Annotated in this window: 23 protein-coding genes; 7 read left to right on the top strand and 16 right to left on the bottom strand. The window is 37.9% G+C overall.

Translation table 11 applies throughout. The annotated features are described in order from the left end of the window. The first annotated feature begins 68 nt into the window (after positions 1–68). Positions 69–1,223 (top strand): aminotransferase A, encoded by a 1,155-nt coding sequence (locus BN1082_RS02740; protein WP_090630502.1) that lies wholly within the window; start codon positions 69–71, stop codon positions 1,221–1,223. A gap of 53 nt (positions 1,224–1,276) precedes the next feature. On the opposite strand, the gene BN1082_RS27245 is transcribed toward BN1082_RS02740, so the two are convergent. The 8 genes from BN1082_RS27245 to BN1082_RS02770 all read right to left on the bottom strand — a co-directional run bounded on the left by BN1082_RS27245 (position 1,277) and on the right by BN1082_RS02770 (position 7,404). Further along, positions 1,277–1,453 carry a hypothetical protein gene (locus tag BN1082_RS27245; protein ID WP_176699622.1) on the bottom strand — a complete coding sequence of 59 codons (177 nt, stop codon included), beginning with the start codon at positions 1,451–1,453 and terminating at the stop codon, positions 1,277–1,279. A gap of 63 nt (positions 1,454–1,516) precedes the next feature. Further along, entirely contained in the window at positions 1,517–2,398 is an 882-nt protein-coding gene (locus tag BN1082_RS02745; RefSeq protein WP_090630505.1) for an NAD(P)-dependent oxidoreductase, read from the bottom strand. A gap of 285 nt (positions 2,399–2,683) precedes the next feature. Then, positions 2,684–3,469, bottom strand: coding sequence for an SDR family oxidoreductase (locus tag BN1082_RS02750; protein ID WP_090630508.1), 786 nt, complete (start codon positions 3,467–3,469; stop codon positions 2,684–2,686). Between the two features lie 98 nt (positions 3,470–3,567). Continuing rightward, positions 3,568–4,203 carry an FMN-dependent NADH-azoreductase gene (locus BN1082_RS02755; protein ID WP_090630511.1) on the bottom strand — a complete coding sequence of 212 codons (636 nt, stop codon included), beginning with the start codon at positions 4,201–4,203 and terminating at the stop codon, positions 3,568–3,570. 132 nt (positions 4,204–4,335) lie between these two features. Continuing rightward, complete coding sequence (locus BN1082_RS27250) at positions 4,336–4,485, bottom strand: hypothetical protein (RefSeq protein ID WP_176699623.1); 150 nt, start codon at positions 4,483–4,485, stop codon at positions 4,336–4,338. 396 nt (positions 4,486–4,881) lie between these two features. Then, positions 4,882–6,594: a phosphoenolpyruvate--protein phosphotransferase gene (gene ptsP / locus BN1082_RS02760; RefSeq protein WP_090630514.1), complete on the bottom strand. Its 1,713-nt coding sequence runs from the start codon at positions 6,592–6,594 to the stop codon at positions 4,882–4,884. Next, positions 6,594–6,860 carry a phosphocarrier protein HPr gene (locus tag BN1082_RS02765; RefSeq protein WP_090630517.1) on the bottom strand — a complete coding sequence of 89 codons (267 nt, stop codon included), beginning with the start codon at positions 6,858–6,860 and terminating at the stop codon, positions 6,594–6,596. The genes ptsP and BN1082_RS02765 overlap by 1 nt, the downstream gene beginning before the upstream one ends. Positions 6,861–7,209: 349 nt before the next feature. After that, complete coding sequence (locus BN1082_RS02770; RefSeq protein ID WP_090630520.1) at positions 7,210–7,404, bottom strand: hypothetical protein; 195 nt, start codon at positions 7,402–7,404, stop codon at positions 7,210–7,212. 258 nt (positions 7,405–7,662) lie between these two features. On the opposite strand from BN1082_RS02770, the gene BN1082_RS02775 reads away from it, so the two are divergent. Then, positions 7,663–7,851 (top strand): YkvS family protein, encoded by a 189-nt coding sequence (locus BN1082_RS02775; RefSeq protein WP_090630523.1) that lies wholly within the window; start codon positions 7,663–7,665, stop codon positions 7,849–7,851. 98 nt (positions 7,852–7,949) lie between these two features. Here the strand turns inward: BN1082_RS02775 and BN1082_RS28055 are convergent, their stop codons facing one another. Then, positions 7,950–8,069, bottom strand: coding sequence for a DUF6254 family protein (locus tag BN1082_RS28055; protein WP_245640285.1), 120 nt, complete (start codon positions 8,067–8,069; stop codon positions 7,950–7,952). 147 nt (positions 8,070–8,216) lie between these two features. Here BN1082_RS28055 and BN1082_RS02780 point away from each other — a divergent pair, with 147 nt between their 5' ends. After that, complete coding sequence (locus tag BN1082_RS02780; protein ID WP_090630526.1) at positions 8,217–8,822, top strand: CPBP family intramembrane glutamic endopeptidase; 606 nt, start codon at positions 8,217–8,219, stop codon at positions 8,820–8,822. Between the two features lie 123 nt (positions 8,823–8,945). On the opposite strand, the gene BN1082_RS02785 is transcribed toward BN1082_RS02780, so the two are convergent. Further along, positions 8,946–9,992: a YkvI family membrane protein gene (locus BN1082_RS02785; protein ID WP_090630529.1), complete on the bottom strand. Its 1,047-nt coding sequence runs from the start codon at positions 9,990–9,992 to the stop codon at positions 8,946–8,948. Between the two features lie 179 nt (positions 9,993–10,171). On the opposite strand from BN1082_RS02785, the gene BN1082_RS02790 reads away from it, so the two are divergent. Next, positions 10,172–12,328 (top strand): ATP-dependent Clp protease ATP-binding subunit, encoded by a 2,157-nt coding sequence (locus BN1082_RS02790; RefSeq protein WP_090630532.1) that lies wholly within the window; start codon positions 10,172–10,174, stop codon positions 12,326–12,328. 360 nt (positions 12,329–12,688) lie between these two features. Here the strand turns inward: BN1082_RS02790 and BN1082_RS02800 are convergent, their stop codons facing one another. Beyond that, on the bottom strand, positions 12,689–14,383 hold the full coding sequence (locus BN1082_RS02800; protein ID WP_090630537.1) for a M3 family oligoendopeptidase: 1,695 nt from the start codon (positions 14,381–14,383) through the stop codon (positions 12,689–12,691). Between the two features lie 98 nt (positions 14,384–14,481). Beyond that, complete coding sequence (locus BN1082_RS02805; RefSeq protein ID WP_090630540.1) at positions 14,482–14,922, bottom strand: MarR family winged helix-turn-helix transcriptional regulator; 441 nt, start codon at positions 14,920–14,922, stop codon at positions 14,482–14,484. A 186-nt stretch (positions 14,923–15,108) separates the two neighbouring features. Between BN1082_RS02805 and BN1082_RS02810 the strand changes: the two genes are divergently transcribed. Beyond that, the gene (locus BN1082_RS02810) at positions 15,109–16,617 is read left to right on the top strand and encodes a PAS domain-containing sensor histidine kinase (RefSeq protein ID WP_090630543.1); all 1,509 of its coding nucleotides are present in this window, start codon (positions 15,109–15,111) and stop codon (positions 16,615–16,617) included. Positions 16,618–17,183: 566 nt separating this feature from the next. Next, positions 17,184–18,410: an MFS transporter gene (locus BN1082_RS02820; protein ID WP_090630549.1), complete on the top strand. Its 1,227-nt coding sequence runs from the start codon at positions 17,184–17,186 to the stop codon at positions 18,408–18,410. Positions 18,411–18,434: 24 nt separating this feature from the next. Here the strand turns inward: BN1082_RS02820 and BN1082_RS02825 are convergent, their stop codons facing one another. Beyond that, entirely contained in the window at positions 18,435–18,959 is a 525-nt protein-coding gene (locus BN1082_RS02825) for a hemerythrin domain-containing protein (RefSeq protein ID WP_090630551.1), read from the bottom strand. Between the two features lie 207 nt (positions 18,960–19,166). On the opposite strand from BN1082_RS02825, the gene BN1082_RS02830 reads away from it, so the two are divergent. Continuing rightward, entirely contained in the window at positions 19,167–19,514 is a 348-nt protein-coding gene (locus BN1082_RS02830; protein WP_090630554.1) for a hypothetical protein, read from the top strand. A 246-nt stretch (positions 19,515–19,760) separates the two neighbouring features. Here BN1082_RS02830 and BN1082_RS02835 read toward each other — a convergent pair whose 3' ends face one another. The 3 genes from BN1082_RS02835 to BN1082_RS02845 are packed head-to-tail and all read right to left on the bottom strand — an operon-like array spanning position 19,761 to position 22,364. After that, positions 19,761–20,045, bottom strand: coding sequence for a ferredoxin family protein (locus BN1082_RS02835; protein WP_090630557.1), 285 nt, complete (start codon positions 20,043–20,045; stop codon positions 19,761–19,763). Continuing rightward, positions 20,045–21,340 carry an FAD-dependent oxidoreductase gene (locus BN1082_RS02840; RefSeq protein ID WP_090630560.1) on the bottom strand — a complete coding sequence of 432 codons (1,296 nt, stop codon included), beginning with the start codon at positions 21,338–21,340 and terminating at the stop codon, positions 20,045–20,047. The genes BN1082_RS02835 and BN1082_RS02840 overlap by 1 nt, the downstream gene beginning before the upstream one ends. Beyond that, positions 21,333–22,364, bottom strand: coding sequence for an electron transfer flavoprotein subunit alpha/FixB family protein (locus tag BN1082_RS02845; RefSeq protein WP_090630563.1), 1,032 nt, complete (start codon positions 22,362–22,364; stop codon positions 21,333–21,335). The genes BN1082_RS02840 and BN1082_RS02845 overlap by 8 nt, the downstream gene beginning before the upstream one ends. Between the last annotated feature and the right edge of the window lie 36 nt (positions 22,365–22,400).

Raw genomic sequence — 22,400 nt, forward strand, 5'->3', positions numbered from 1 at the left:
TCTTGTAAATGATAGTATATTTTACATTACATAACCAAAAGTAAGGACTAAGGAAAGGAGAAAAAAGATTGGAGCATTTAATAAATGATAAGGTAAAAAGCATAGAGATATCCGGAATTCGAAAGTTTTCCAACCTGGTTTCCCATATAGACGATGTCATTTCACTTACAATTGGACAGCCTGATTTTCCAACACCTGAACATGTAAAAAGAGCAGGTGTCACAGCAATAGAAGAAAACTTTACATCTTATACACATAATGCTGGTACTCTTGAATTGCGGAAAGCAGCTGCTGATTTTGTGAAAAAAAAATATGGGTTACATTATAACCCTACTTCAGAAGTCATCGTTACAACTGGAGCAAGTGAAGCGATTGATGTCACGTTACGCACTATCCTAGAAGAGGGAACCGAAGTGATCTTGCCGGGACCTATTTATCCTGGCTATGAACCGATTATTCGGATGTGTGGAGCACTTCCCGTTCACATTGATACTCGAAATAATCAATTCCGGTTTACTTTGGAAATGATTAAACCCTTTTTAACTGAAAAAACACGCTGTATCATTCTTCCTTATCCTTCAAATCCAACGGGGGTAAGTCTGAATAAATCGGAGTTGAAGGAAATTGCTGAACACATAAAAGGTCGAGACATATTGATCCTTGCTGACGAAATTTACAGCGAACTTACCTTTAATCAAGAACATACGTCTATTGCATCCTTCCTAAAGGAGCAAACAATTGTCATTAATGGATTATCAAAATCGCACTCGATGACAGGATGGAGAATTGGCTTTTTATTTGCTCCTGAAAGCATCACAAAGCACATTTTAAAGGTTCATCAATATAATGTATCCTGTGCTAACTCTATCGCTCAAAAAGCAGCTGTAGAGGCGTTAACGGCTGGAATAGATGATGCCCTGCTAATGAAAGCGGAATATAAATTCAGAAGGGATTATGTTTATCAACGCTTATACTCCATGGGACTTGATGCTGTCAAGCCAGATGGGGCCTTCTACTTCTTTGTCAAAATTCCAAACTTCATCGGACTTAATAGTTTTGAGTTTTCCCTAAAACTTGTTCATGATGCAAAAGTTGCAGTCGTCCCCGGAAGTGCATTTTCCGAATATGGAGAGGGCTATTTCCGTTTATCCTATGCTTGTTCTCAGGTCATTTTGAAAGCAGGTCTAGATCGTCTCGAACAATTCTTAAATAAATTCAAATAAAAATGAGGATGTTGCAAAAGAGTCAAACCCTTTTGCAACATCCTCATTCCATTTTATCCATTAAATTTACCGTTATTTTTAGGTGCCTTTTCCTTTTTAGCTTTATCTTTATGAATTTTGTTTGTATCTGCTGAGCCCATCTCGTGGGCAAATTCCGCATTTAGCTTCGAAGCATCAAAGCCTTTTTTATTTTTTTGCTGAGGGTCATTTTTTTTAGAGCGTTTAGCCATTCTTTAAGTCCTCCAATCAAGAATTAATATTAGTTTCTTGTTTGGAAAGGAATTTATTCGTTTCTATTCAGACTTCCAATATTTATAAAGTGCCTGTGTACCGCTGTTTTCTTCACCATTAACCGCTAGCTGATCGTATAAGGATTTCGCTAATGAGAGTCCAGGAACATCCATTTCCATCCGCTCCGCTTCTTCTAAAGCGATTCTCATATCCTTAATAAAATGCTTTATGTAAAAACCAGGTTCAAAATCACCTTTTAACATTCTTGGTGCCAAATTACTCAATGACCAGCTTCCAGCTGCTCCAGCCGTAATACTTTTAAGAACATTCTCAGGATTTAAGCCTGCTTTTTCAGCATATATAATCGCTTCGCTAACGCCAATCATATTGGAGGCAATCGCAATTTGATTAACCATTTTTGTATGTTGCCCTGCTCCCGCCTTGCCTTGATAAACAAGGTTTGTTCCTAAAATATTTAGGATGGGACATAGTGCTTCAAATGCTTCCTGATCACCGCCTACCATAATCGATAGCTTTGCTTCTCTTGCACCAACATCGCCACCTGAAACAGGTGCATCGATTGCGTAAATTTCCTTCTTTTTCGCCTCGTCATAAATTTTCACCGCAAGGGATGGTGAAGATGTGGTCATATCAATTAGATAACTCCCTGGTTTCGCATTTTCTATTAAACCATGATCCCCTAAGTACACCTCTTCAACATCACTGGGATAGCCAACCATGGTAAAAATGACATTTGCTGCAAGTGCCACTTCTTTTGGTGTGTCGGCCCATGTCGCTCCCTCTTTGATTAATTCTTGTGCTTTTTCTTTTGTTCTTGAATAAATAACTAAAGGGAAGCCTGCCTTTAATAAATGTCCAGCCATACTTTTACCCATAACGCCTGTTCCAATAAAGCCAATGACTGTATTTTCTGGAGTTAACAAAGTAAACATCCTCTCATGTTTTTCTTATTTTCTTTTACGCTGTGTTAAATTTGCCTGTTGATTTGCGCTCAAGAAGCGAGCATCCGCGGGCGTTCCGGGGAGCCTCCTAGGTCCTTAAGAGCCTGTGGGGTCTCCCCTGTCCCATAATCCCGCAGGACGTTGAATCAGCATCTTTGAATCTACACCACACGAAGGAAATGCGATAGCATTTTCGAGGATCTTGCGCCTTCCGCTCCAATCAACATAGTTTCAAAAATCAACAATGACCTTTAACACCTCCTACTATTAAATAGATTTAACCATGCCGCCGTCTACTAAAAACGAATTACCGGTCATATATGTGTTAGCATCTGAAAGAAGAAAGGCAGCAACATTTGCAAATTCTTCTGGCGTCCCGTATCTCCCGAGTGGAATAGCTGCTTTCATTTGTGATTCAATTTTTGTAATTTCAACACCTTGCTTCTCAGCATTTATTTGGTCCAAATGTTTGACCCGGTCTGTTGATATTCGTCCTGGTGCAATTGTATTAATTAAAATATGATAGGGAGCTAGTTCAGAAGCAAGGGTTTTCGATAATCCGATTATTCCTGTTCTGAAAGTATTTGAAAGAATCAATCCTGGTATCGGTTCTTTTATGGACGATGAGGCGATATTTAGTATTTTTCCACCATTCTGTTTTAAGTAAGGCAATGCCGCACGAATTAAACGGACGTAAGACAACAGATTTAATTCAAATGATGCCTGCCACTCTTCATCCGTTAACTCTTCAAAAGAACCGGCCGGAGGTCCACCTGCATTATTAACAAGGAGTTGGATGCCGCCGAATGTTTCGGCAGTAAATGACACTAGTTGCTTTATTTCATCAGCGTTTGTAATATCTGTTTTTTTAAACGCTACTTTTCCTTTATCAATGGCCTCAAGCTCACTTGCCTTCTTCTTTAACTTTTCCTCATCCCGGCCAGAAAGCATGACATTAACGCCTTCCTTAACAAGCTGATTCGCAATGGCAAATCCTAATCCTTGACTTGAAGCGGAAATCATCGCCGTTTTCCCACTTAGATTCAAATCCATATGTACCAACCTCCTTTTTTATTCTGATAATATTATACAGGAAAAGCAAAAAAAGAAGACAGTTTGAAAACTGTCTTCCCTCTAATTAAATTGAAAATCTAAAAGGTGTGAGCAAGGTCTTTTGCTCTAGCAATCGCGTTTTCTTTAATTTCTTGAGCCTTATCCGGCATAGCATTATGACCTTCAACAAAGAGCCCTTCAACTGTAGGAATTCCAAAGAAATTCATCATGACCGTTAGGTGGCGATGCCCCATTTCAATTTGTGCTGCAGGTCCTTCTGAGTAAAAACCACCACGTGCTTGGATGTGCAGTGCTTTTTTATCAGCTAGTAAACCAATTGGTCCTTTTTCTGTATACTTAAAGGTTTTGCCAGCAACTGCAACAGAATCAATATAAGCTTTCATAACTGGTGGATAGGATAAATTCCACAATGGTGTGACAAAAACATATTTATCAGCAGAAACAAATTGATCACTTAATTCATTAAGACGTATAACCTTTGCTTGCTCTTCAGCTGATAAAGCGTCGAATGATTGTCCGGATTGAAGTTTCCCCCATCCGCTAAAAACATCAGCATCGATATGTGGGATGTTTTCTTTGTATAAATCGAGATGAACAATAGTATCGTTTGGATGCGCTTCTTTATATGTATCAATAAAAGCTTTTCCTACTGCCATACTGTACGATTGGGTTTCATTATGCGGGTGGGCTGTAATATATAGTACTTGTGCCATGTGTCTAATCACCTTTCAAGTTGTATTGTTTTAATAATTATATCCCAAATCAAAATTCTAAAAAATAAATATGCTTTGGCTTTTGTATAAAAAAATGGATTTGCCTGCCTTTGACAAACCCCAAGAAACCACTTAATTATTATTTTCCATTGAGTATGGATTTCTACCAATGTTGATTCTCATTTCATCAGTCATTTGGAATGGTTCAGTAACCACTGATTCATTTATTGCTTGACCAAGTTGAGAACTACCATCATAATGGACAGGTTTTTGTTCCGTCATTCCTATCACCTCCACTTGCTATCATATGCAATTTTTACTCATTTATTTATTTTAATTTCATACAACTAAAAAGAATAAGGAATTCTCTTTTTAAATGTAAAATTAAGGCTGTATACTTGCCTGTTAATTTGCGCTCCAGGCGCTTAAGCGCCTGTGGGGTCTCCCCTGCCCCGTACTCCCGCAGGACGTTGAATTAGCATCCTTGAATCAACACCGTACGAAGGAAATACGATAGCATTTTCGAGGATCTCACGCCTTGCGCTCCAATCAACATAGTTTCAAAAATCAACAATGACCTTTAACACAGCTAAAATTTAAAGAATCATAATAGTAGGAAAAATAAAAATGCTTAAATAAAAACCGACTGCATATACAGTCGGTTCATTAGGTGAAATATTAATTAGTTGCATTCTTTACAGCTTCGATGACTTGTGAAGTTGTTTGCATGTTCAATACTTTTTGGGTCAGCTTTTCCATATCGGCCTTATTCAATTTACGAATTAAGGAACGAGCTTTCAAAATGGATGTGGCACTCATCGAGAATTCATCCAGACCTAAACCAAGCAGAACTGGAATTGCTATTTCGTCTCCCGCCATTTCGCCGCACATGCCAGCCCATTTACCTTCAGCGTGGGCAGCATCTATAACCATTTTTACTAATCGCAAAATAGATGGGCTATATGGCTGATAGAGGTAGGATACACGCTGGTTCATCCGATCAGCCGCCATGGTATACTGAATCAAATCATTTGTACCGATACTGAAGAAATCAACCTCTTTAGCAAATTGATCAGCAAGGATTGCAGTAGATGGGATTTCTACCATAATACCGAGCTCAATTTTGTCAGCAACTTTTTGCCCTTCTGATAGAAGCTTTTGCTTTTCTTCCTCTAAGATCGCTTTCGCGTCACGGAATTCATCCAAGGTTGCAATCATCGGGAACATAATTTTTAAATTACCATAAATGCTGGCACGTAACAGTGCACGAAGCTGCGTTCGGAAAATCCCTTGCTCTTCTAAACATAAACGAATGGCTCGGAAGCCTAAAAAAGGATTCATTTCTTTTGGTAATTCTAAATAAGGAAGTTCTTTGTCACCGCCGATATCTAATGTACGAACAACGACAGGTTTTCCTTCCATTCCTTCTAAAACTGCTTTATATGCCTCAAACTGCTCTTCCTCTGTTGGAAGCTGTTCTCTTCCCATGTAGAGAAACTCAGTACGATAGAGTCCGACAGCTTCACCGCCGTTTGCGATAACTCCTTTCAAATCATTAGGAGTTCCGATATTAGCAGCTAATTCAACGTGATGTCCATCAGCAGAAACTGTTTTTTCATTCACAAGTTTAGCCCATTCAGCTTTTTGCGCTTCGAACTCTTTTGAGATTTTCCGGTATTGTTCGACAAGTTCTGGAGTCGGGTTTATGTGAACCTCACCTTTAAGTCCATCAACAATTACTAAATCGCCGTTATGGATTTCCTCTGTAGCAGTTTTTGTACCAACAACAGCAGGAATTTCCAACGAACGTGCCATTATTGCCGAGTGCGATGTTCGTCCGCCAATATTTGTTGTAAAGCCTTTTACAAACTGTCGATTCAACCCGGCTGTATCAGAAGGAGTTAAATCCTCAGCAACAATAATAACCTCTTCAGCAATCATACTTGGGTTTACGATTTCAACATCTAATAAATGTGAAAGAACACGTTTCGTTACATCACGGATATCTGCTGCGCGTTCTCTCATATATTCATTATCCATTTGTTCAAACATCAGCACAAACATGTCTGCCGTTTCTTTCAGTGCAGCTTCAGCATTCACGTTTTCTGACTTAATTTTATCTTCAATTGGTCCAGTTAACTCAGGATCATTCAAAACAAGAAGATGGGCTTCAAAAATGGCCGCTTTATCTGCACCAAGATCAACCTTAGCACGGTCGCGAATTCCTTCAAGCTCTGTATTAGATTGCATTAATGCCTTTCGGAAACGTTCAACCTCTGTAGTAGGTTCCTCAATGGTTTTCTTTTCAAAAGATAAATCGGGCTCAACAAGCCGGTATGCCTTTGCGATAGCAATTCCGTTTGAGGCTGCAATTCCATGTAAAAAAGTCATTATTCAGCCAATCCTTCTTTTGTTAACGTTTCTTCAAGGCTTCTTAGTGCATCTTCAGCGTCGCTGCCTTCAGTTGTGATTTTAATATCAGCACCCTGACCAACACCTAAAGACATTACACCCATGATGGATTTTAAATTTACTTTTTTACCTTTATATTCTAAGTTGATTTCTGAATCAAATTTGCTAGCTGTTTGAACTAACAAAGTAGCAGGTCGAGCGTGAATTCCAGTTTCTGCGATTACTTTAAATTGCTTCTCAGCCATAATAAAATCAATCTCCTTTGTAAATATGTAATTTTGTAAAATTGATACTTGATGTCATTAATTTATACAATTTGTCCTTTTTAGTCAACTAACACGCTAATAGAATAGATGAATATTTTACTCTTCTTCATTATAATTTTCCTAAAAAAGACTTGAAAAATTTAATAAAAAATCAGCATCAATTATTTGTGTATATTTTCACACAAATGATAGGATACCACTTTCAGTTATTTCATACAATAAGAAAACTCACACTTTATTAGCAAAAAGAACCTCTCTTAAATCAGATAGATAAACAAGAGGATGTCCCAAGGATTTTGACACTTTGTTGGGACATCCTATTGTTTTCTTAACTCCGAGGAGTTTCCATGTATTGATACAGTACATTTCCACCTCTTTGACCAATTCCTCGAAAATGCTTAAAATCTTTTCTTTTTACTAAAACAGTTCGAAAATCCATAAAGTCTTCCTTGCTAACATAATGCTCTGATAAACTACCGTTTTTTAATCGTTCCAAAATATCATTCACATATTCTTCCTTCATGATCTCCACCACCTTTACTACCTATATTTTATATTCACTTAGTTGATCAGAGTCAACTTTTGTCGGAATTTCCAAGGAAATTTTATTTTTAAATATTATTTATGACTTATTTGACATATCTTTATATTCTGAATTTGTAATTAATTAGATAATTATTAACGAAATTGTCAAATAAAATCCTTTACGAAATTGGAAAAGTAGTGCAAACTGTTATTTAAATGGATTGTAAAGATAAGGTAGTTAAAGGAGAGGAACATGATGAAGATAGCAGAAGTGGGCAATATCATCGAATTCCGAGGAGGATTACAGGGAATTGTAGAGAAAGTAAATGAAAATTCAGTGATCGTCGACCTAACATATATGGATAATTACCGAGACTTAGAATTAGATCAACGTACAGTAGTCAATCATAAAAACTATAAGATTGTTAAAGAAAGCGCTTTTTAATATTAAAGAGAATAATTGAAAAGGCAGTCATTGGCTGCCTTTTCTTTATTTTCCGCTCTTAAAGGAATTAAAAGGTAAAAGAATTACCATCCACATACTCATTCAGTTTTCATAACATCTTTTGATATCTGCTTTAAAGATTTCACTTTCCCATGAGGATTTTGATCTTGTTTTCTTACAGTCCATTCACGTTCCTGTTCACTTTTAGATTTGCTCATTTCCTACACTCCTTTCATTTACTATCATTTTCAAAAAGGACCTTTCTTATCATTGGAATTGGATGAGAAATTGATGAAAGTTATTTCCTTTCGGTAATCTTTTTTGCTAAAATGATTCTGTTATTTGGAAAGGAGATTACCATAGTCATGAAACGTCTTTTTGACTTACGTCTTATTTTTGGTATCATCATTGCTCATTTACTCCTGAATTTTTCCTTTCAAGATAAATCAATATTTTGGTATATCTTTTCTGGGTCAGTTCTTGTGTTAATCACATTTTCTATGCTCCAAGGTGAGGTTGAAGATCGTGCTTCCTTTTTTCAATACATCCTATTTGGAGTAGTTTCAGGTTGCCTGCTTTATCTGATTTTTTGGCTTGGTTACCATGCCATTGGAATCCTGCAACCTGCCTTTAGACACAGTGTTAGAAATCTGTATAACTGGTATGCTCCTTCGCAATATTGGCAGTATTTAGCTCTTGTTTTAATAGCTGCACCAGGAGAAGAACTTTTTTGGCGGGGGTTTGTACAAAAAAGATTGTCCATATTAGGACCGTTAAGCAGTATCGTAATCGCTTCTTTATTGTACGCTTCTGTCAATATTTATTCAGGATCCTTTTTATTAATACTTTCCACATTCGCCGCTGGACTATTCTGGGGTGCGCTTTATTGGTGGAAAAGAAGTATGCCTCTTATAATTGTTTCTCATATTGTGTTCGACATCTTACTTTTTATCATCATGCCATTAAAATAGAAAGGATGTCCCAAAAGGGTCTACCCTCTCGCTTAGCACTCAATCTATAGTCGCTTATAAAGTGAAATTTAGATATATTGAGTGTTGAGGGGTCTGTCACCTTGTTTTGGGACATTCTTTTTTTTAATTTTCTTTAGGTGAAAATGGCTTCATCCATAATAAAATTAAAAAAACAAGACAAATATACCCAAAAAGAGGATATAAATAGGATAGGAGCTTACCATAATCAACGAGGCTTATGATGTAGCAAACAAAGAAAATGGCTGTAATTGACACAGTTGTTGGAACCTTTTTAAATTGTTGCACTTGTCGATCAAGACCAAAGACATTCCCAATCACAGACGTAAAGATTTCCCCATATATAACAAGTACAAAAATCCAATAAAAAAATGGAGCTAAATTCTTCATTATGATTGCCATTGGAATTTCGTACATTTCAAGGTTTGGAAGCATTATTAGTGTAAAGTGACTTGACAAGAGGATTAAGGTCAATGCAGCTCCACCAATCACCCCTCCCCATTTAATGGTCCAATCGTCTTTAATCTCAGAAGCGATTGGCACCAAGACAGCTTGTGCTAATCCAAGATTTAATGCAGCATAGGAAAATGGCGCCACAACACTTTTCCAGCCATCATCTGCATGAGGAATAAATAATAATTGCACTAAAAAATGAGGTGATCGAACAGAAAAAATCATTAATAATAAACTAAAACTAATCATGATAGGAACAACAAACGTATTTACCGCAAATAATCCTTTTGTTCCGACGAGCATAACAAGAAAAGATAAAAAGATGGTTAAGAATACACCGATGTTTTTTGGAAGCCCCAACTGTTCATCAAAAACCGCACCTGCTCCTGCAAGCATGACCGAACTAACTCCAAGAAGCATAAAAAGCATAAAAAAATTGATTCCTCTTCCTGCCCATTTTCCAAATAAATAGCTATTGAACTCTTGATAGGATTTTGCATTAATATGTGCAGCCATCCTCATTAATTTAGAGCCAAAAAATATAAAGAGATAACCACTCATTAATATACCTATAAAACCAAAGAAGCCAAATCGTGAAAAAAATTCAACGATTTCTTTTCCTGTAGCGAATCCTGCCCCGACAACAGTCCCAACATAGACTGCCGCTATTTGAAATGCTGCTGCCCAATTCTTTTTCACATCATCTCCCCCTCAACACCAATATATGAATAACCTGACAAACAAAGACGAGCTTTTTTTCTAAATGGGAACCATTACTAGGATTAAATACTTGAAAGTCAAAAAAGGTCAGAGTATACTATGATCAATAGGTCAAAGATAGTCAAAGTCAAAACTAATATGTTGAGGAGGTTTTGTTCATGCTTTGTCAACGATGTCAACAAAATCAAGCGAATGTACAGTTAAATATGAATAGGAATGGTCAACATCAAGAAATAAAACTCTGCCATCAATGCTTTACAATGGAAAAAGAGGCCATTGTAGCAAGCTTTGGACCAAATATGAATGGTTTTACCAGCTTCCCATTTGAAGAACTCTTTTTTGGAAATAACTCAATGGAAGGTCAAGATGTGAATGGACAGCACTTTTCACAGCCTGAAAAAAAACATTCCCGTGGAGGTTTTATTGACCAATTCGGGCGTAACTTAAGCACCATGGCCAAAGCTGGCCTTATTGACCCTGTAATAGGTAGAGATGAAGAAATTGCACGCGTCATTGAAATATTAAACAGAAGAAACAAAAACAATCCTGTCCTCATCGGTGAACCTGGTGTCGGTAAAACTGCAATTGCCGAAGGTCTCGCCTTAAAAATCGCTGAAGGGGAAGTACCAAACAAATTAAAAACAAAAGAAGTTTACTTGCTCGATGTTGCTTCACTCGTTGCTAATACGGGTATTCGCGGACAATTTGAAGAAAGAATGAAGCAATTAATTTCAGAATTACAAAACCGTAAAAATATTATTCTATTTATTGATGAGATCCATCTTCTCGTTGGAGCTGGTTCTGCTGAAGGCTCGATGGACGCTGGAAACATATTAAAGCCTGCACTTGCCCGCGGAGATATACAAGTGATTGGTGCCACAACCCTAAAAGAATATCGGCAAATAGAAAAAGATTCTGCATTAGAACGCCGTTTTCAGCCCATTTCTGTTCTTGAACCAACCGCTGAAGCAGCAATTGCGATTTTAAAAGGAATTCAAAAGAAATACGAAGATTATCATCAAGTAACTTATTCTGATGATGCTATTACCGCCTGTGTGAACTTGTCAAATCGATACATTCAAGACCGGTTCCTGCCCGACAAGGCAATCGACTTGCTCGATGAAGCGGGATCAAAACTAAATCTTTCATCCGACTATAAGAGCAATGAGCAAATTGAATCCCGCTTAAAAGAGATTGCAGTTGAAAAAGAAGAAGCACTCAAAAAGGAAAATTACGAAATGGCTGCTACTCTAAGAGATGAAGAATCAAAGCTTGAAAAGGCATTAAACAAAGTAACTGGGACTGAAAGACCGCTTGTTGAGGTCGGCCACATTCAAGAAATAATCGAACAAAAAACAGGGATTCCTGTCGGTAAGCTTCAAGAAGATGAACAGCATAAGATGAAGCATTTAGAAGAGAATCTTAATAAAAAGGTGATTGGTCAAGAAAAGGCTGTGAAAAAAGTAGCAAAAGCTATCAGGCGCAGCCGCGCTGGCCTCAAATCAAAGAATCGGCCGATTGGTTCCTTCCTATTTGTCGGACCAACTGGTGTCGGTAAAACGGAATTATCGAAAACACTTGCTGAGGAGTTATTTGGCTCTAAGGATGCGATGATCCGTCTCGACATGAGTGAGTATATGGAAAAACATAGTGTGTCAAAATTAATCGGATCACCTCCTGGATATGTCGGCCACGATGAAGCAGGACAGCTTACCGAAAAAGTGCGTAGAAATCCTTATAGTATTATTTTGTTGGATGAAATTGAAAAAGCACATCCTGACGTACAGCATATGTTCCTGCAAATTCTTGAAGATGGTCGTCTCACTGATAGTCAAGGAAGAATCGTAAGCTTTAAGGACACTGTGATTATTATGACGAGCAATGCTGGGAGCGGTTTTAAACCTATTCATGTCGGCTTTGGAGCAAATGAAGCAATAGAAGAAGCAAACATTCTTGACTCACTTGGCAGCTTCTTCAAACCAGAATTCTTAAACCGCTTTGATAATATTATAGAATTTTTAGCGCTAGACAAGGAACATATTTTTCACATTGTTGATTTAATGCTCACTGAGCTCCAAGCATCATTAACGGAGCAAAATATTATTATCACTATTACAACAGATGCAAAAGAAAAATTAGCGGAGCTTGGCTACAACCCTGCCTTTGGGGCACGTCCATTACGCAGAGTCATTCAAGAACAGCTTGAAGATAAAATTGCTGATTTTATTTTGGAAGAGCCGGAAGTGAAAAAATTGACTGTTACTTTGATGGAAAATCAATTGAATGTAGTTGCTCATGATATGACTGCTAGATAAGCAGACAAAAGCGAAGCCATTTTGAGGCTTCGCTTTTTCTTTTATCAAGCGGCTGTCCCAAAAGTATAACTTTTAGGGGTACCCTCTTTTTTAATAATGGTTGTTAAACTTGTCTGTTGATTTCCGCTCTAGTGGCGGTCCGGGGAGCCTCCTCGGCGCTATTGCGCCTGTGGGGTCTCCCCTGCCCAGTACTCCCGCAGGACATTGAAATACATCCTTGAATCCGCCCACGCACGAACGAAATGCGATAGCATTTTCGAGGAGTCGAGCGCCTTCCGCACCAATCAACATAGCGGAAAAATTATCATGAACTTTGTACATATAGTGTGGCAGTCACCTTTTGGGACAGCCTCTTTCCTTTTATAACTTCTTATCTTCAACAGAATTTAACCATGCTTCAATTTCCCCAACGACTGACTCGACACAGCCGTCTTCAAAAGGTGAAATAAGGTTTGCCGCTTCTACTAGCTTAGTAAATGACATACTTCCACCAAGCTTACATAGTTTGACATAATCCTTCCATGCATCTTCCTTGTTTTCTCTTGAACGTTTCCAGAATTGGAACGCACAAATCTGTGCAAGGGTATAGTCAATATAATAAAAAGGTGAATTGTATATATGACCTTGGCGCTGCCAAAAGCCACCATTTTCTAAATATTCATTGCCATCATAATCTTTATGTGGCATATACTTTTTCTCAATTTCACGCCACTTATGTTTCCTATCTTTAGGAGAAGCATCCGGATTCTCATAGACCCAATGCTGGAATTCATCAACTGAGACCCCATATGGCAGGAATAATAAAGCACTACTTAAGTGAGAAAACTTGTATTTATCCGTATCTTCTTTAAAGAAAAATTCCATCCAAGGCCAAGTAAAAAACTCCATGCTCATTGAATGAATTTCAGCCGCTTCATAGGTTGGCCAGTAATATTCCGGAACTTCAAAGTGACGGCTGGAGTAAACCTGGAAGGCATGTCCTGCCTCATGTGTCAGTACATCAATATCCCCTGACGTTCCATTAAAATTGGAAAAGATAAATGGCGATTTATAATCCTCGATATAGGTGCAATATCCTCCACCTGCTTTTCCTTTTTTCGCTACTAAATCCATCAGGTTATTCTCTTGCATAAAACGGAAAAAGGCTCCGGTTTCCTCTGAAAGGTCTTCATACATTTTTCGTCCATTTTCAATAATCCATTCAGGGCTTCCTTTTGGAACGGCATTTCCTGTCTCAAAAATAAAATTTTCATCATAATATTTTAATTTTTCTACAGCAATTCGCTCCTGTTGACGAGCCTTTAGTTTTGTTGCAATAGGTACTATAAAATCCATTACCTGTTCACGGAACTTTGCCACCATTTCAGCATTGTAATCCGTTCTCATCATCCGGTAATAGCCAAGCTCCACAAAATTTTTATAACCAAGATTTCGCGCAATTTCAGTTCTTACCTTAACAAGCTCATCATAAATTCGATCTAGTTCTTCTTCATGTTGAGCAAAGAAAGCGAATTTTGCTTCACTGGCTTTTTTTCTCATGACACGATTTGTGTCTTCGGTGAAAGGATCTAGTTGGGCTAATGTCCGTTCTTCTCCTTCAAAATCGATTTTGGCTGAGGCAAGGAGCTTTGTATACTCCGTTGATAAGCGATTTTCCTTTTGCAATAGCGGAACAATTTCTGGTTTAAAAGTTTTCAACTGCCCTTCAGCCAAAGCAAAAAGCTGTTTCCCCCACTTATCTTCTAATTCCGTACGGAACCTTGACTCCACAATTGCCTGATAATACATCGACACTAAACCTTCAACCTCAGGTTGGATTTCATCCATATAATCTTGCTCTGCTTTATAAAACTCATCGTTCGTATCAATAGAGTGACGAATCGAGGCTAGAGTAAACAAGGTCCCAATTTCATTTCTTAATTTATTAATTTCGTTTATTGCCATTGTTTGTTCTTCAACGGTTGCTGCATATTTGAAATTCTTAAGCAGGCCATCAAATGTTACTTTGACCTCATCGAGATTCGGACGCTTATATGTATAGTTTTCAAAGCTCACTGGAACATCCCCTTTATTTTGAAATTGTATTCCATAAAATTATTTCGACACCATTTATGTATATTCCTTTAATAAAAAAAAATACGGCAATGGCCGTATTAAAATTTTCCTGCAGGCAGACCCAATTTTTTTAACAAATGAATCGCCTCATCCTTTTCTGTATCCGACAAACTTGACATCAAATCATGAATTTGACGGGCATGTTCAGGAAAAATTTCTTGAATAAAACTTTTCCCTTCGTCTGTAATTTGAGCATAAGTTACCCTTCTATCGTTCGGGCAAGCAATCCGCTTCAACATTCCTTTTTGTTCAAGCTTATCAACGACATACGTGATGCTGCCGCTCGCCAAAAGTATTTTACCGCCAATTTGTTGCATTGGTTGGTCACCTTTATGATATAAAAGCTCTAAAACAGCAAATTCTGTCGGATTTAATCCATTGGCTTGGATAACTTTATTAACGTGCTCATTAATTGCCTTATACGCTCTCGACAAGACAATAAATAACTTTAAAGACTTTGCAACTGATTCATTTTCCATTTAATAACATCCTTTATAGGTTTAACTTTTCCTAGTAATATTATCTCAATTTCAAAATTATTATAAAAAACTTTTTAATTAGTGTCAATTTACCTTTGGAACAGGATTGTTTATCAAAAAGTTGAACTGATGGTATAATAAATACATCTAATATGGTAAGTATCAGGGAATGGTTGAGGTACCCCCATGAAAATTCACAAAAAAGATGTTTTATTATATGTATTGATTGTGATCCTACCTATTATTAGTTTTGGATTTTATTACTATTATCATATCTTAAAAGAAACTAATATCAAGAAAAACACTGACGCCAAATGGATTGCATCAATGTATCAAAAGAATTGGGACCAATTCATCGGTGAAACCATCACAAGTCTAAAAGTGGTATCACTTTCCGCTGTAGAAAACATGAATAATCTGCAAACAATAGAACCATTACTTCAAAAAGTAAATCATAGTGATCCACGTTACGGTGGACTATATTTACTTGATTCTCACGGAAAACTTCTTTCTAGCTCTGAATCTTTCCAAATATATGCGGATTTCAGCAGTCGGGACTATATTCAAGAAATAATGAAAACGAAAGATACCGTCATTTCCAATCATCAAGAGGTCCTCCCAAACAATCAAAAAATTTTAGGATTGGCTACACCTGTCCTAGATGAGAACAATCAATTGGAAGGCATTCTTGTAGCCTATTTGCGTACTGATTATATGATCAACTTGATGAGAGTATTTACTCCTGATACCAAGCTTTATATATTAAATGAGGATAATCACCCTGTTCTCGAAATAAATACTAGCAAAAATGATCTCAATAATAAGGAAAATTGGGTAACTAAAACTCTAGATCGACTACCATGGACTATAAAAGTTAAAGTTTCAGATCAAAATACCCAAGAGCTTAGAAGTACCTTTGGAAAAGCTATTTTTCTAGTACTTATCTTGACACATATTCTATTTTTGATGATTGAATATATCTTACTAAGAAAAAATACGGTTAAAGAGAGAAAAGAAAATGAAATTCAAAAATTAGAATTGGTGGGGACCTTGGCGGCGAGTACAGCACATGAAATTCGTAATCCACTTACAGGTGTAAAAGGATTAATCCAGCTCCTCAGTGAAAAATATCCTGCCCCAGAGGATCAATACTATTTTGAGATCATTAACTCAGAGTTAAAACGAATTAATGAAATTGTTAGTGAATTTTTAATACTTGGCAAACCTACTGTCCAATTAAATGAAAAGGTAGACATCGCCGCAACCCTTCATGAACTCAAACCGCTGATTATTTCTGAAGGGAACACTTTTAATATAGAGTGTCATTGGCAAATTCCAAATGAGCCGGTGATGGTTAACTGTGTGAAAGACCAAATGAAACAAGTGATTTTGAATGTGACAAGAAACGCCTTTGAATCTATGAGTAGCAATGGAATTTTACAGGTTAACCTACATCTACTTGACAATTATTGCAAGCTGCAAGTAATCGATAATGGCAAAGGTATCTCAAAGGATAATCTTGATAAGATCTTCCGTCCCTTTTATACATCAAAAGAAACAGGAACCGGGTTGGGTCTAGTGATTTGTAAAAGAATCATCCAATCTTTTAATGGTGAAATCAATATTAATAGCACTGAATCGGTTGGTACTGAAGTAGGAATCACTTTACCGATTGTTAAAAACAAACGAGTCTAAGACTCGTCAGGCTGTCGAAAAACTTTCGATAGCCTTTTATTTCATTCACTTTTTTCAACAATTCACCGCGTTAATTTATTATAATATTATTAATAAATAGGCTGTTCAATAGGTCTGTTGATTTGCGCTCCAGGCGCTTCGCTTTCCGCGGGCGTGCCGGGGAGCCTCCTCGGCGCTTTAGCGCCTGCGGGGTCTCCCCTGCCCCTTACTCCCGCAGGACATTGAATTACATCCTTGAATCCGCCAACGCACGAAGGAAATGCGATAGCATTTTCGAGGAGTCGAGCGCCTTCCGCTCCAATCAACAGGCTAGGTAGCATTGACACTTAGTTAATATAAATCGGGATTTTAGTTCGCGACAAAAAAAATTGCCGAGAAAAATACCCTTTCTCTACAATCTGATGAGTCTAAGACTCGTTTTGTTATTCAACCCATAATATTCCTTTTATTTTTCTATTTTTAATTTAAATATTACGAAATTAGAAATAAATATTCCTATTTTGTTTAAAAGTTTTGTAATATATGAATATAAAATATTAGCTACTTTTAAGAAAAAGGAGAATGTTATGGGACAACAAGCAGTTTTGTCTACAAAGACTCCAAATGCCTCTGAATCAACTATGTTTAAAATTCTTTTGATGATCGGGTTGTGCCACTTATTTAATGATGCTATACAATCCGTGGTGCCCGCCATGTTTCCAATTTTGGAAAAGTCAATGGGGCTATCCTATACTCAGCTTGGAATCATTGCCTTTTCCTTAAATATGGTATCATCCATTATGCAGCCGGTCATTGGCAGTTTTACCGATAAAAAACCAATGCCTTTCGCATTACCAATTGGGCTTACCTTCACATTAGGGGGTGTTCTTGGCTTAGGGTTCGCACCAGGATTTGGATGGGTTGTTTTGGCTGTTATTTTCATTGGCCTCGGTTCAGCCGTGTTTCATCCAGAAGGTTCAAGGGTAGCCTACATGGCTGCAGGAAGCAAACGAGGACTTGCCCAATCGATTTACCAGGTGGGTGGAAACACTGGTCAGGCATTAGCACCTCTTATTACTGCACTGATTCTAGTTCCATTAGGTCAAATCGGTGCATCTTGGTTTTCACTTGTTGCAGCTGCAGCTGTCATTTTATTAATCTATATTGCCAATTGGTACCACCAGAGGTTATTAACATCACCAATCAATAAGAAAAAGAATTCATCCGACACAGGCAATGGTTTTTCAAGAGATGTAACAAAGGCATTAATCTTTATCTTATTATTAATTTTTGCTCGATCTTGGTATATTTCTGGAATGACTAATTTTTATTCCTTTTATGCAATTAAGGAATACTCATTTTCGATCAAGGAATCTCAGATTTTCTTATTTGCCTTTCTGGTTTCCGGAGCATTTGGAACATTTTTTGGCGGTCCGCTTGCCGACCGCTTTGGAAAAAAGAAAATTATCTCCTTTTCCATGTTAGCGACAGTGCCTTTTTCGATTCTGATTCCTTTTGTGCCTTCTACGGTTGCATTTATTTTCTTGCTTATCTCCGGTTTTATTCTGATGACAAGTTTTTCGGTAACGGTTGTTTATGCACAGGAATTAGTTCCGGGAAAAATCGGTTTAATGTCTGGATTAACGGTAGGACTTGCATTTGGAATGGGGGCAATCGGCTCGGTCGGATTGGGCTACATTGCAGACGCAATTGGCTTACAAACAATGGTTATGGGCATTGGCGCGCTTCCATTGTTAGGTTTAATTGCTTTCTTCCTCCCTTCAGACCAAAGAGTAAGTGAAATGAATAAATAAAAGGATGGGTCTTGACCCATCCTTTTATTTAATCTGTTGAATTTTTTGAAATAATTCTTCCTTTTCTTCATTAGATAGCATTCTTTCTGCCATCGGGAACAAGACATTTTCTTCTTTTGAGAAATGATCTGAAAGAATGAAATAGGCATTTTTAATTAATTCTGCTGATTGTTTCATTTCTTCAACTGTAAGTTCTCCATTTACCGATTTATCAAGGAATGCTTTAATTTGGGATTTGGCCTGATCGTGTTCGTATTCCATTACGGCAATTGGCCCTGAGGTTGTACCGATGTGTACACCCATCATCGGGAATAGAACACCCTCTTCCCTTTCCGAATGAGGGTCAAGCTCTGCTTTAAAATACTCAACTTTCATTATTAATTCATTAAAATTCTTTTCTGTGTCCATTTCTTGGTCAATTAGCTGTGTCAGCTGGAATAAGTTTTCTAATTGAGTCAATAATGGCGGGTGTTCACTTTTTAATTGTTTAAGTCCATTACTAAGTTCTACTGGAGGCATACCTCCCATTGCGCTCATGCAGCCACTCATTATCCTTCACCTCAATAGTTTATTTTTATATTAGTATATATAGAAAAGGTCCTTATTGAAGTGACTCGAATCACATTTTCCTTTTTCATTTTGTGATATCCATGGAACCTCTTTTATTTTTCGTAAAAATTTAACATTTATTACTCAAAAAATGTTTAAAAGTTTCATATAATGAAGATAGAACATTTATTAGGGAGGGCAAATAAGATGAAAACCCCAAATTACCACGACTTTTATCAAAAAGCCTTAGTACCTATCGAAGCTAACGACCTAATGTCATTAAAAGAAACCGATGCTTATGACCCTGACTCTTCATGTACTCATTGGCTTATAGCCGTTGAAGGGGTACAGCTCCCACAATCAAAAATATACTTTCATTGGAAAGTGAGCGTTTATCCCGCTACCAGCGAAGGAGATTTCAATTGGAAAAAACCATATTATTGTTCAGCCAATATGGCATTAATGGATTGGGCTAACGCACTAGCCTCATCGCTTGTCAAATCCAGCAAAAAAGATCAACTTTCCTCTGCTACAGTACTAGAGAAAATAAGCTAATCCCCTTATAATCCTTACCTTCTGCTTCACCTTCTTTTTACATTTTCATGTGAAAAAATATACATATAGTATTTATGACACTATTTTTTAGTTAGAATAATTTTTTAAGACTGGAAATCTATTTCAATAGTATGAATTCTATAACGAAGCATTCTGTCAAAGCAAAAAGGTGCTGTAGGCTTTATAGCAAACAGCACCTTTTCCTATTAATCTAGCTTAGTTTAGCGGAGAGCTTTATTTTTATTTTTATGCAAGTCGGAACACAATCCCATGTCCGCCTTTTGGATATTCCCATTTGATGTTTTGGTATGGGCAGCCGATACGGCAGCTTCCACATTCATGACAGCCTTCGTAGCCTACCTGCATCCGCGTTCCTTCCCATTTATACACTTCGGCTGGGCAAAATACCGTGCAAATTTTATCGGGGCATTTCGTCATGCAAATGTCATGGTCAAGAACAGTTAAGTGAGATTTCGTATCACACTTAAAGCGGAGAAGATACTGCTTTTCCTCAAGATTCTTCGTTGACATTATTTCACCGCCTTCCAAGCACGATAAATATCTTGCAATACTTTGATCGTTCCTCTTTCAGCTGTCACACTCTTCATGATTTGTTTTTGTTTTTCACGTTTTGGTGTTCCATCCACTGTAAAGAATTTACTCATAGCCTGATTCATCAGCGGTACATATTCTTTAAAGTATTGTGGATACTTCTCAAACGTATGGGCAGCATCCTTATATTTCTCTAAATCTTTAATAATGAAACTATTATATAGTGCTTCACGGTAGCTATTTAAGCTTGATTCACTATAGTCGCCACGGCGCTGCGCTTGAACAATTGCTTCTGCAGCCAATTTTCCGGAGTGCATTGCCATGTTCGAACCTTCACGATGAATAGCATTAACAAGCTGTGCAGCATCACCAACTACCATGACACCATTTCCTGCAACCTTTGGTACGGAGCGGAATCCCCCTTCCGGAATAAGGTGAGCAAGGTACTCTGCAGATTCACCGCCAGCAAGATATGGTCTTACCATCGGGTGATTTTTCAAATAGTCGAGTAAATCATATGGCTTTAGCTTTGCCTTAATCATGCTGGAGAGGGTTGTACCAACCCCGATATTTAAGCTGTCCTTATTGGTATAAAGGAACGCGGTTCCTAGATTTCCTTTTGTGGAATCCCCAAAAATTTCAATCGTACAGCCTTGATTCTCTTCTAAATTAAAGCGATCATTAATTTTTTCTTTTGGTAGATTAATAACTTCCATGACTGTTAATGCCACTTCGTCCGGACGAAATTCTTTATGGAAGCCTAACTGTTTAGAGAGCAGTGAGTTAACACCATCTGCTAATACAACGACATCTGCGTAAACATCACCATCAGGGCGGTCGGTCCGAACACCAACAACCTTTCCGTTTTCCACAATACACTCTTTAACAACGGTTTCGTTAATGAGAAGAGCACCAGCCTCAACCGCTTTTTGGGCAAACCATTGGTCAAATTGGGCTCTTAATACGGTGAAATTATTATATGGTTCAACTGCCCATTCCATACCCTTGTAGCCGAATTGGACAACCGATTCCTGGTCCATCATCCAGAAACGCTGCTCAATGACTGGTCTCTCTAATGGTGCTTCCTTCCAAAATTCAGGTATTAGCTCCTCCATTTGCTTGCGATATAAAACCCCGCCCATAACATTCTTGGCACCTGGGTATTCTCCTCTTTCAATGAGTAAAACATTTAGACCATTTTTGGCACAAGTAAGGGCACATGCTGTTCCTGCAGGTCCTGCTCCAACGACAATAACATCAAATTTTTCAGGCATAGCTCACTTCACCGCCCTTTTCATTCCGTACCTCTTTAAATTGCTCAATTAATTTAGGTACAATTTCTAGTGCATCTCCTACGATGCCATATGTGGCAACGTCAAAGATGGGTGCATTTGGATCTTTATTGATGGCGATAATTAAATCGGAGTTTTTCATGCCAACGACATGCTGAATAGCCCCAGATAAGGCAATCGCAAAATAAATTTTTGGTGTAACGGTTTCGCCCGTTTGACCAATCTGTTGTTCATGTGGCAGCCACCCTGCTTCAACCACATCGCGTGTACCGCCAACAGTTGCTCCAATGACTTCTGCAAATTCATGGATAAGCTGGAAGTTTTGAATATCTCCCATACCTTTCCCACCACAAACAATCACATGGGCATCTGCCAAATTAGCTTTTTTTGTTACGTCATTCACAATTTTTAGCACTTTTGTGCGCATATCTTCTTCTTGCAATGATATTTTTTCTTCGATTATTTTTCCAAGTCTTCCTGCATCTGGTTCGAGTGCCTTCATTACCTTCGGCCTGACGGTTGCCATCTGCGGACGATGTTTTTTACATAGAATCGTCGCCATAATATTACCACCGAATGCAGGACGGCTAGCCTCGAGCAAGCGGTTATCTGTATCAACATCGAGCATCGTCGTATCCGCTGTCAGTCCGGTATTTAAATCAGTCGCAACAGCACTTGCCAAGTCTTTTCCATTAGGTGTTGCCCCGTATAGAATGATTTCTGGTTTGTATTTTTCAGCGATCTCGATAACGCCCTTCATATATGATTCTGTCCGATATGTTTTTAATACTGGATGGTCAATGCAATAGATTTCATCTGCACCGTATGCTATCACTTGGTTAGCGAGTGTTTTTATCCCATCTCCAAGTATGAATCCAGCTAATGGAACCTGTAATTTATCAGCAAGCTTTCTGCCTGCTCCTAATAACTCTAATGAAACTCCTTCGATTTTACCGTCATTTTGTTCAATGAACACCCAGACTCCACGGTATTCTTCAAGATTCATGTATACCCCTCCCTGCGGATAAAGATAAGATTAGGC

Origin of the sequence: Neobacillus massiliamazoniensis (genome assembly GCF_001048695.1) — a bacterium.
Classification (GTDB): Bacteria; Bacillota; Bacilli; order Bacillales; family Cytobacillaceae; genus Neobacillus; species Neobacillus massiliamazoniensis.

Coding starts and splice junctions, on each gene's coding strand:
- BN1082_RS27245 (WP_176699622.1), bottom strand. CDS start 1,453: ATGGCTAAACGCTCTAAAAAAAATGACCCTCAGCAAAAAAATAAAAAA.
- BN1082_RS02750 (WP_090630508.1), bottom strand. CDS start 3,469: ATGGATTTGAATCTAAGTGGGAAAACGGCGATGATTTCCGCTTCAAGT.
- BN1082_RS02755 (WP_090630511.1), bottom strand. CDS start 4,203: ATGGCACAAGTACTATATATTACAGCCCACCCGCATAATGAAACCCAA.
- BN1082_RS27250 (WP_176699623.1), bottom strand. CDS start 4,485: ATGACGGAACAAAAACCTGTCCATTATGATGGTAGTTCTCAACTTGGT.
- ptsP (WP_090630514.1), bottom strand. CDS start 6,594: ATGACTTTTTTACATGGAATTGCAGCCTCAAACGGAATTGCTATCGCA.
- BN1082_RS02765 (WP_090630517.1), bottom strand. CDS start 6,860: ATGGCTGAGAAGCAATTTAAAGTAATCGCAGAAACTGGAATTCACGCT.
- BN1082_RS02770 (WP_090630520.1), bottom strand. CDS start 7,404: ATGAAGGAAGAATATGTGAATGATATTTTGGAACGATTAAAAAACGGT.
- BN1082_RS02775 (WP_090630523.1), top strand. CDS start 7,663: ATGAAGATAGCAGAAGTGGGCAATATCATCGAATTCCGAGGAGGATTA.
- BN1082_RS28055 (WP_245640285.1), bottom strand. CDS start 8,069: ATGAGCAAATCTAAAAGTGAACAGGAACGTGAATGGACTGTAAGAAAA.
- BN1082_RS02780 (WP_090630526.1), top strand. CDS start 8,217: ATGAAACGTCTTTTTGACTTACGTCTTATTTTTGGTATCATCATTGCT.
- BN1082_RS02790 (WP_090630532.1), top strand. CDS start 10,172: ATGCTTTGTCAACGATGTCAACAAAATCAAGCGAATGTACAGTTAAAT.
- BN1082_RS02805 (WP_090630540.1), bottom strand. CDS start 14,922: ATGGAAAATGAATCAGTTGCAAAGTCTTTAAAGTTATTTATTGTCTTG.
- BN1082_RS02810 (WP_090630543.1), top strand. CDS start 15,109: ATGAAAATTCACAAAAAAGATGTTTTATTATATGTATTGATTGTGATC.
- BN1082_RS02820 (WP_090630549.1), top strand. CDS start 17,184: ATGGGACAACAAGCAGTTTTGTCTACAAAGACTCCAAATGCCTCTGAA.
- BN1082_RS02825 (WP_090630551.1), bottom strand. CDS start 18,959: ATGAGTGGCTGCATGAGCGCAATGGGAGGTATGCCTCCAGTAGAACTT.
- BN1082_RS02830 (WP_090630554.1), top strand. CDS start 19,167: ATGAAAACCCCAAATTACCACGACTTTTATCAAAAAGCCTTAGTACCT.
- BN1082_RS02835 (WP_090630557.1), bottom strand. CDS start 20,045: ATGTCAACGAAGAATCTTGAGGAAAAGCAGTATCTTCTCCGCTTTAAG.
- BN1082_RS02840 (WP_090630560.1), bottom strand. CDS start 21,340: ATGCCTGAAAAATTTGATGTTATTGTCGTTGGAGCAGGACCTGCAGGA.
- BN1082_RS02845 (WP_090630563.1), bottom strand. CDS start 22,364: ATGAATCTTGAAGAATACCGTGGAGTCTGGGTGTTCATTGAACAAAAT.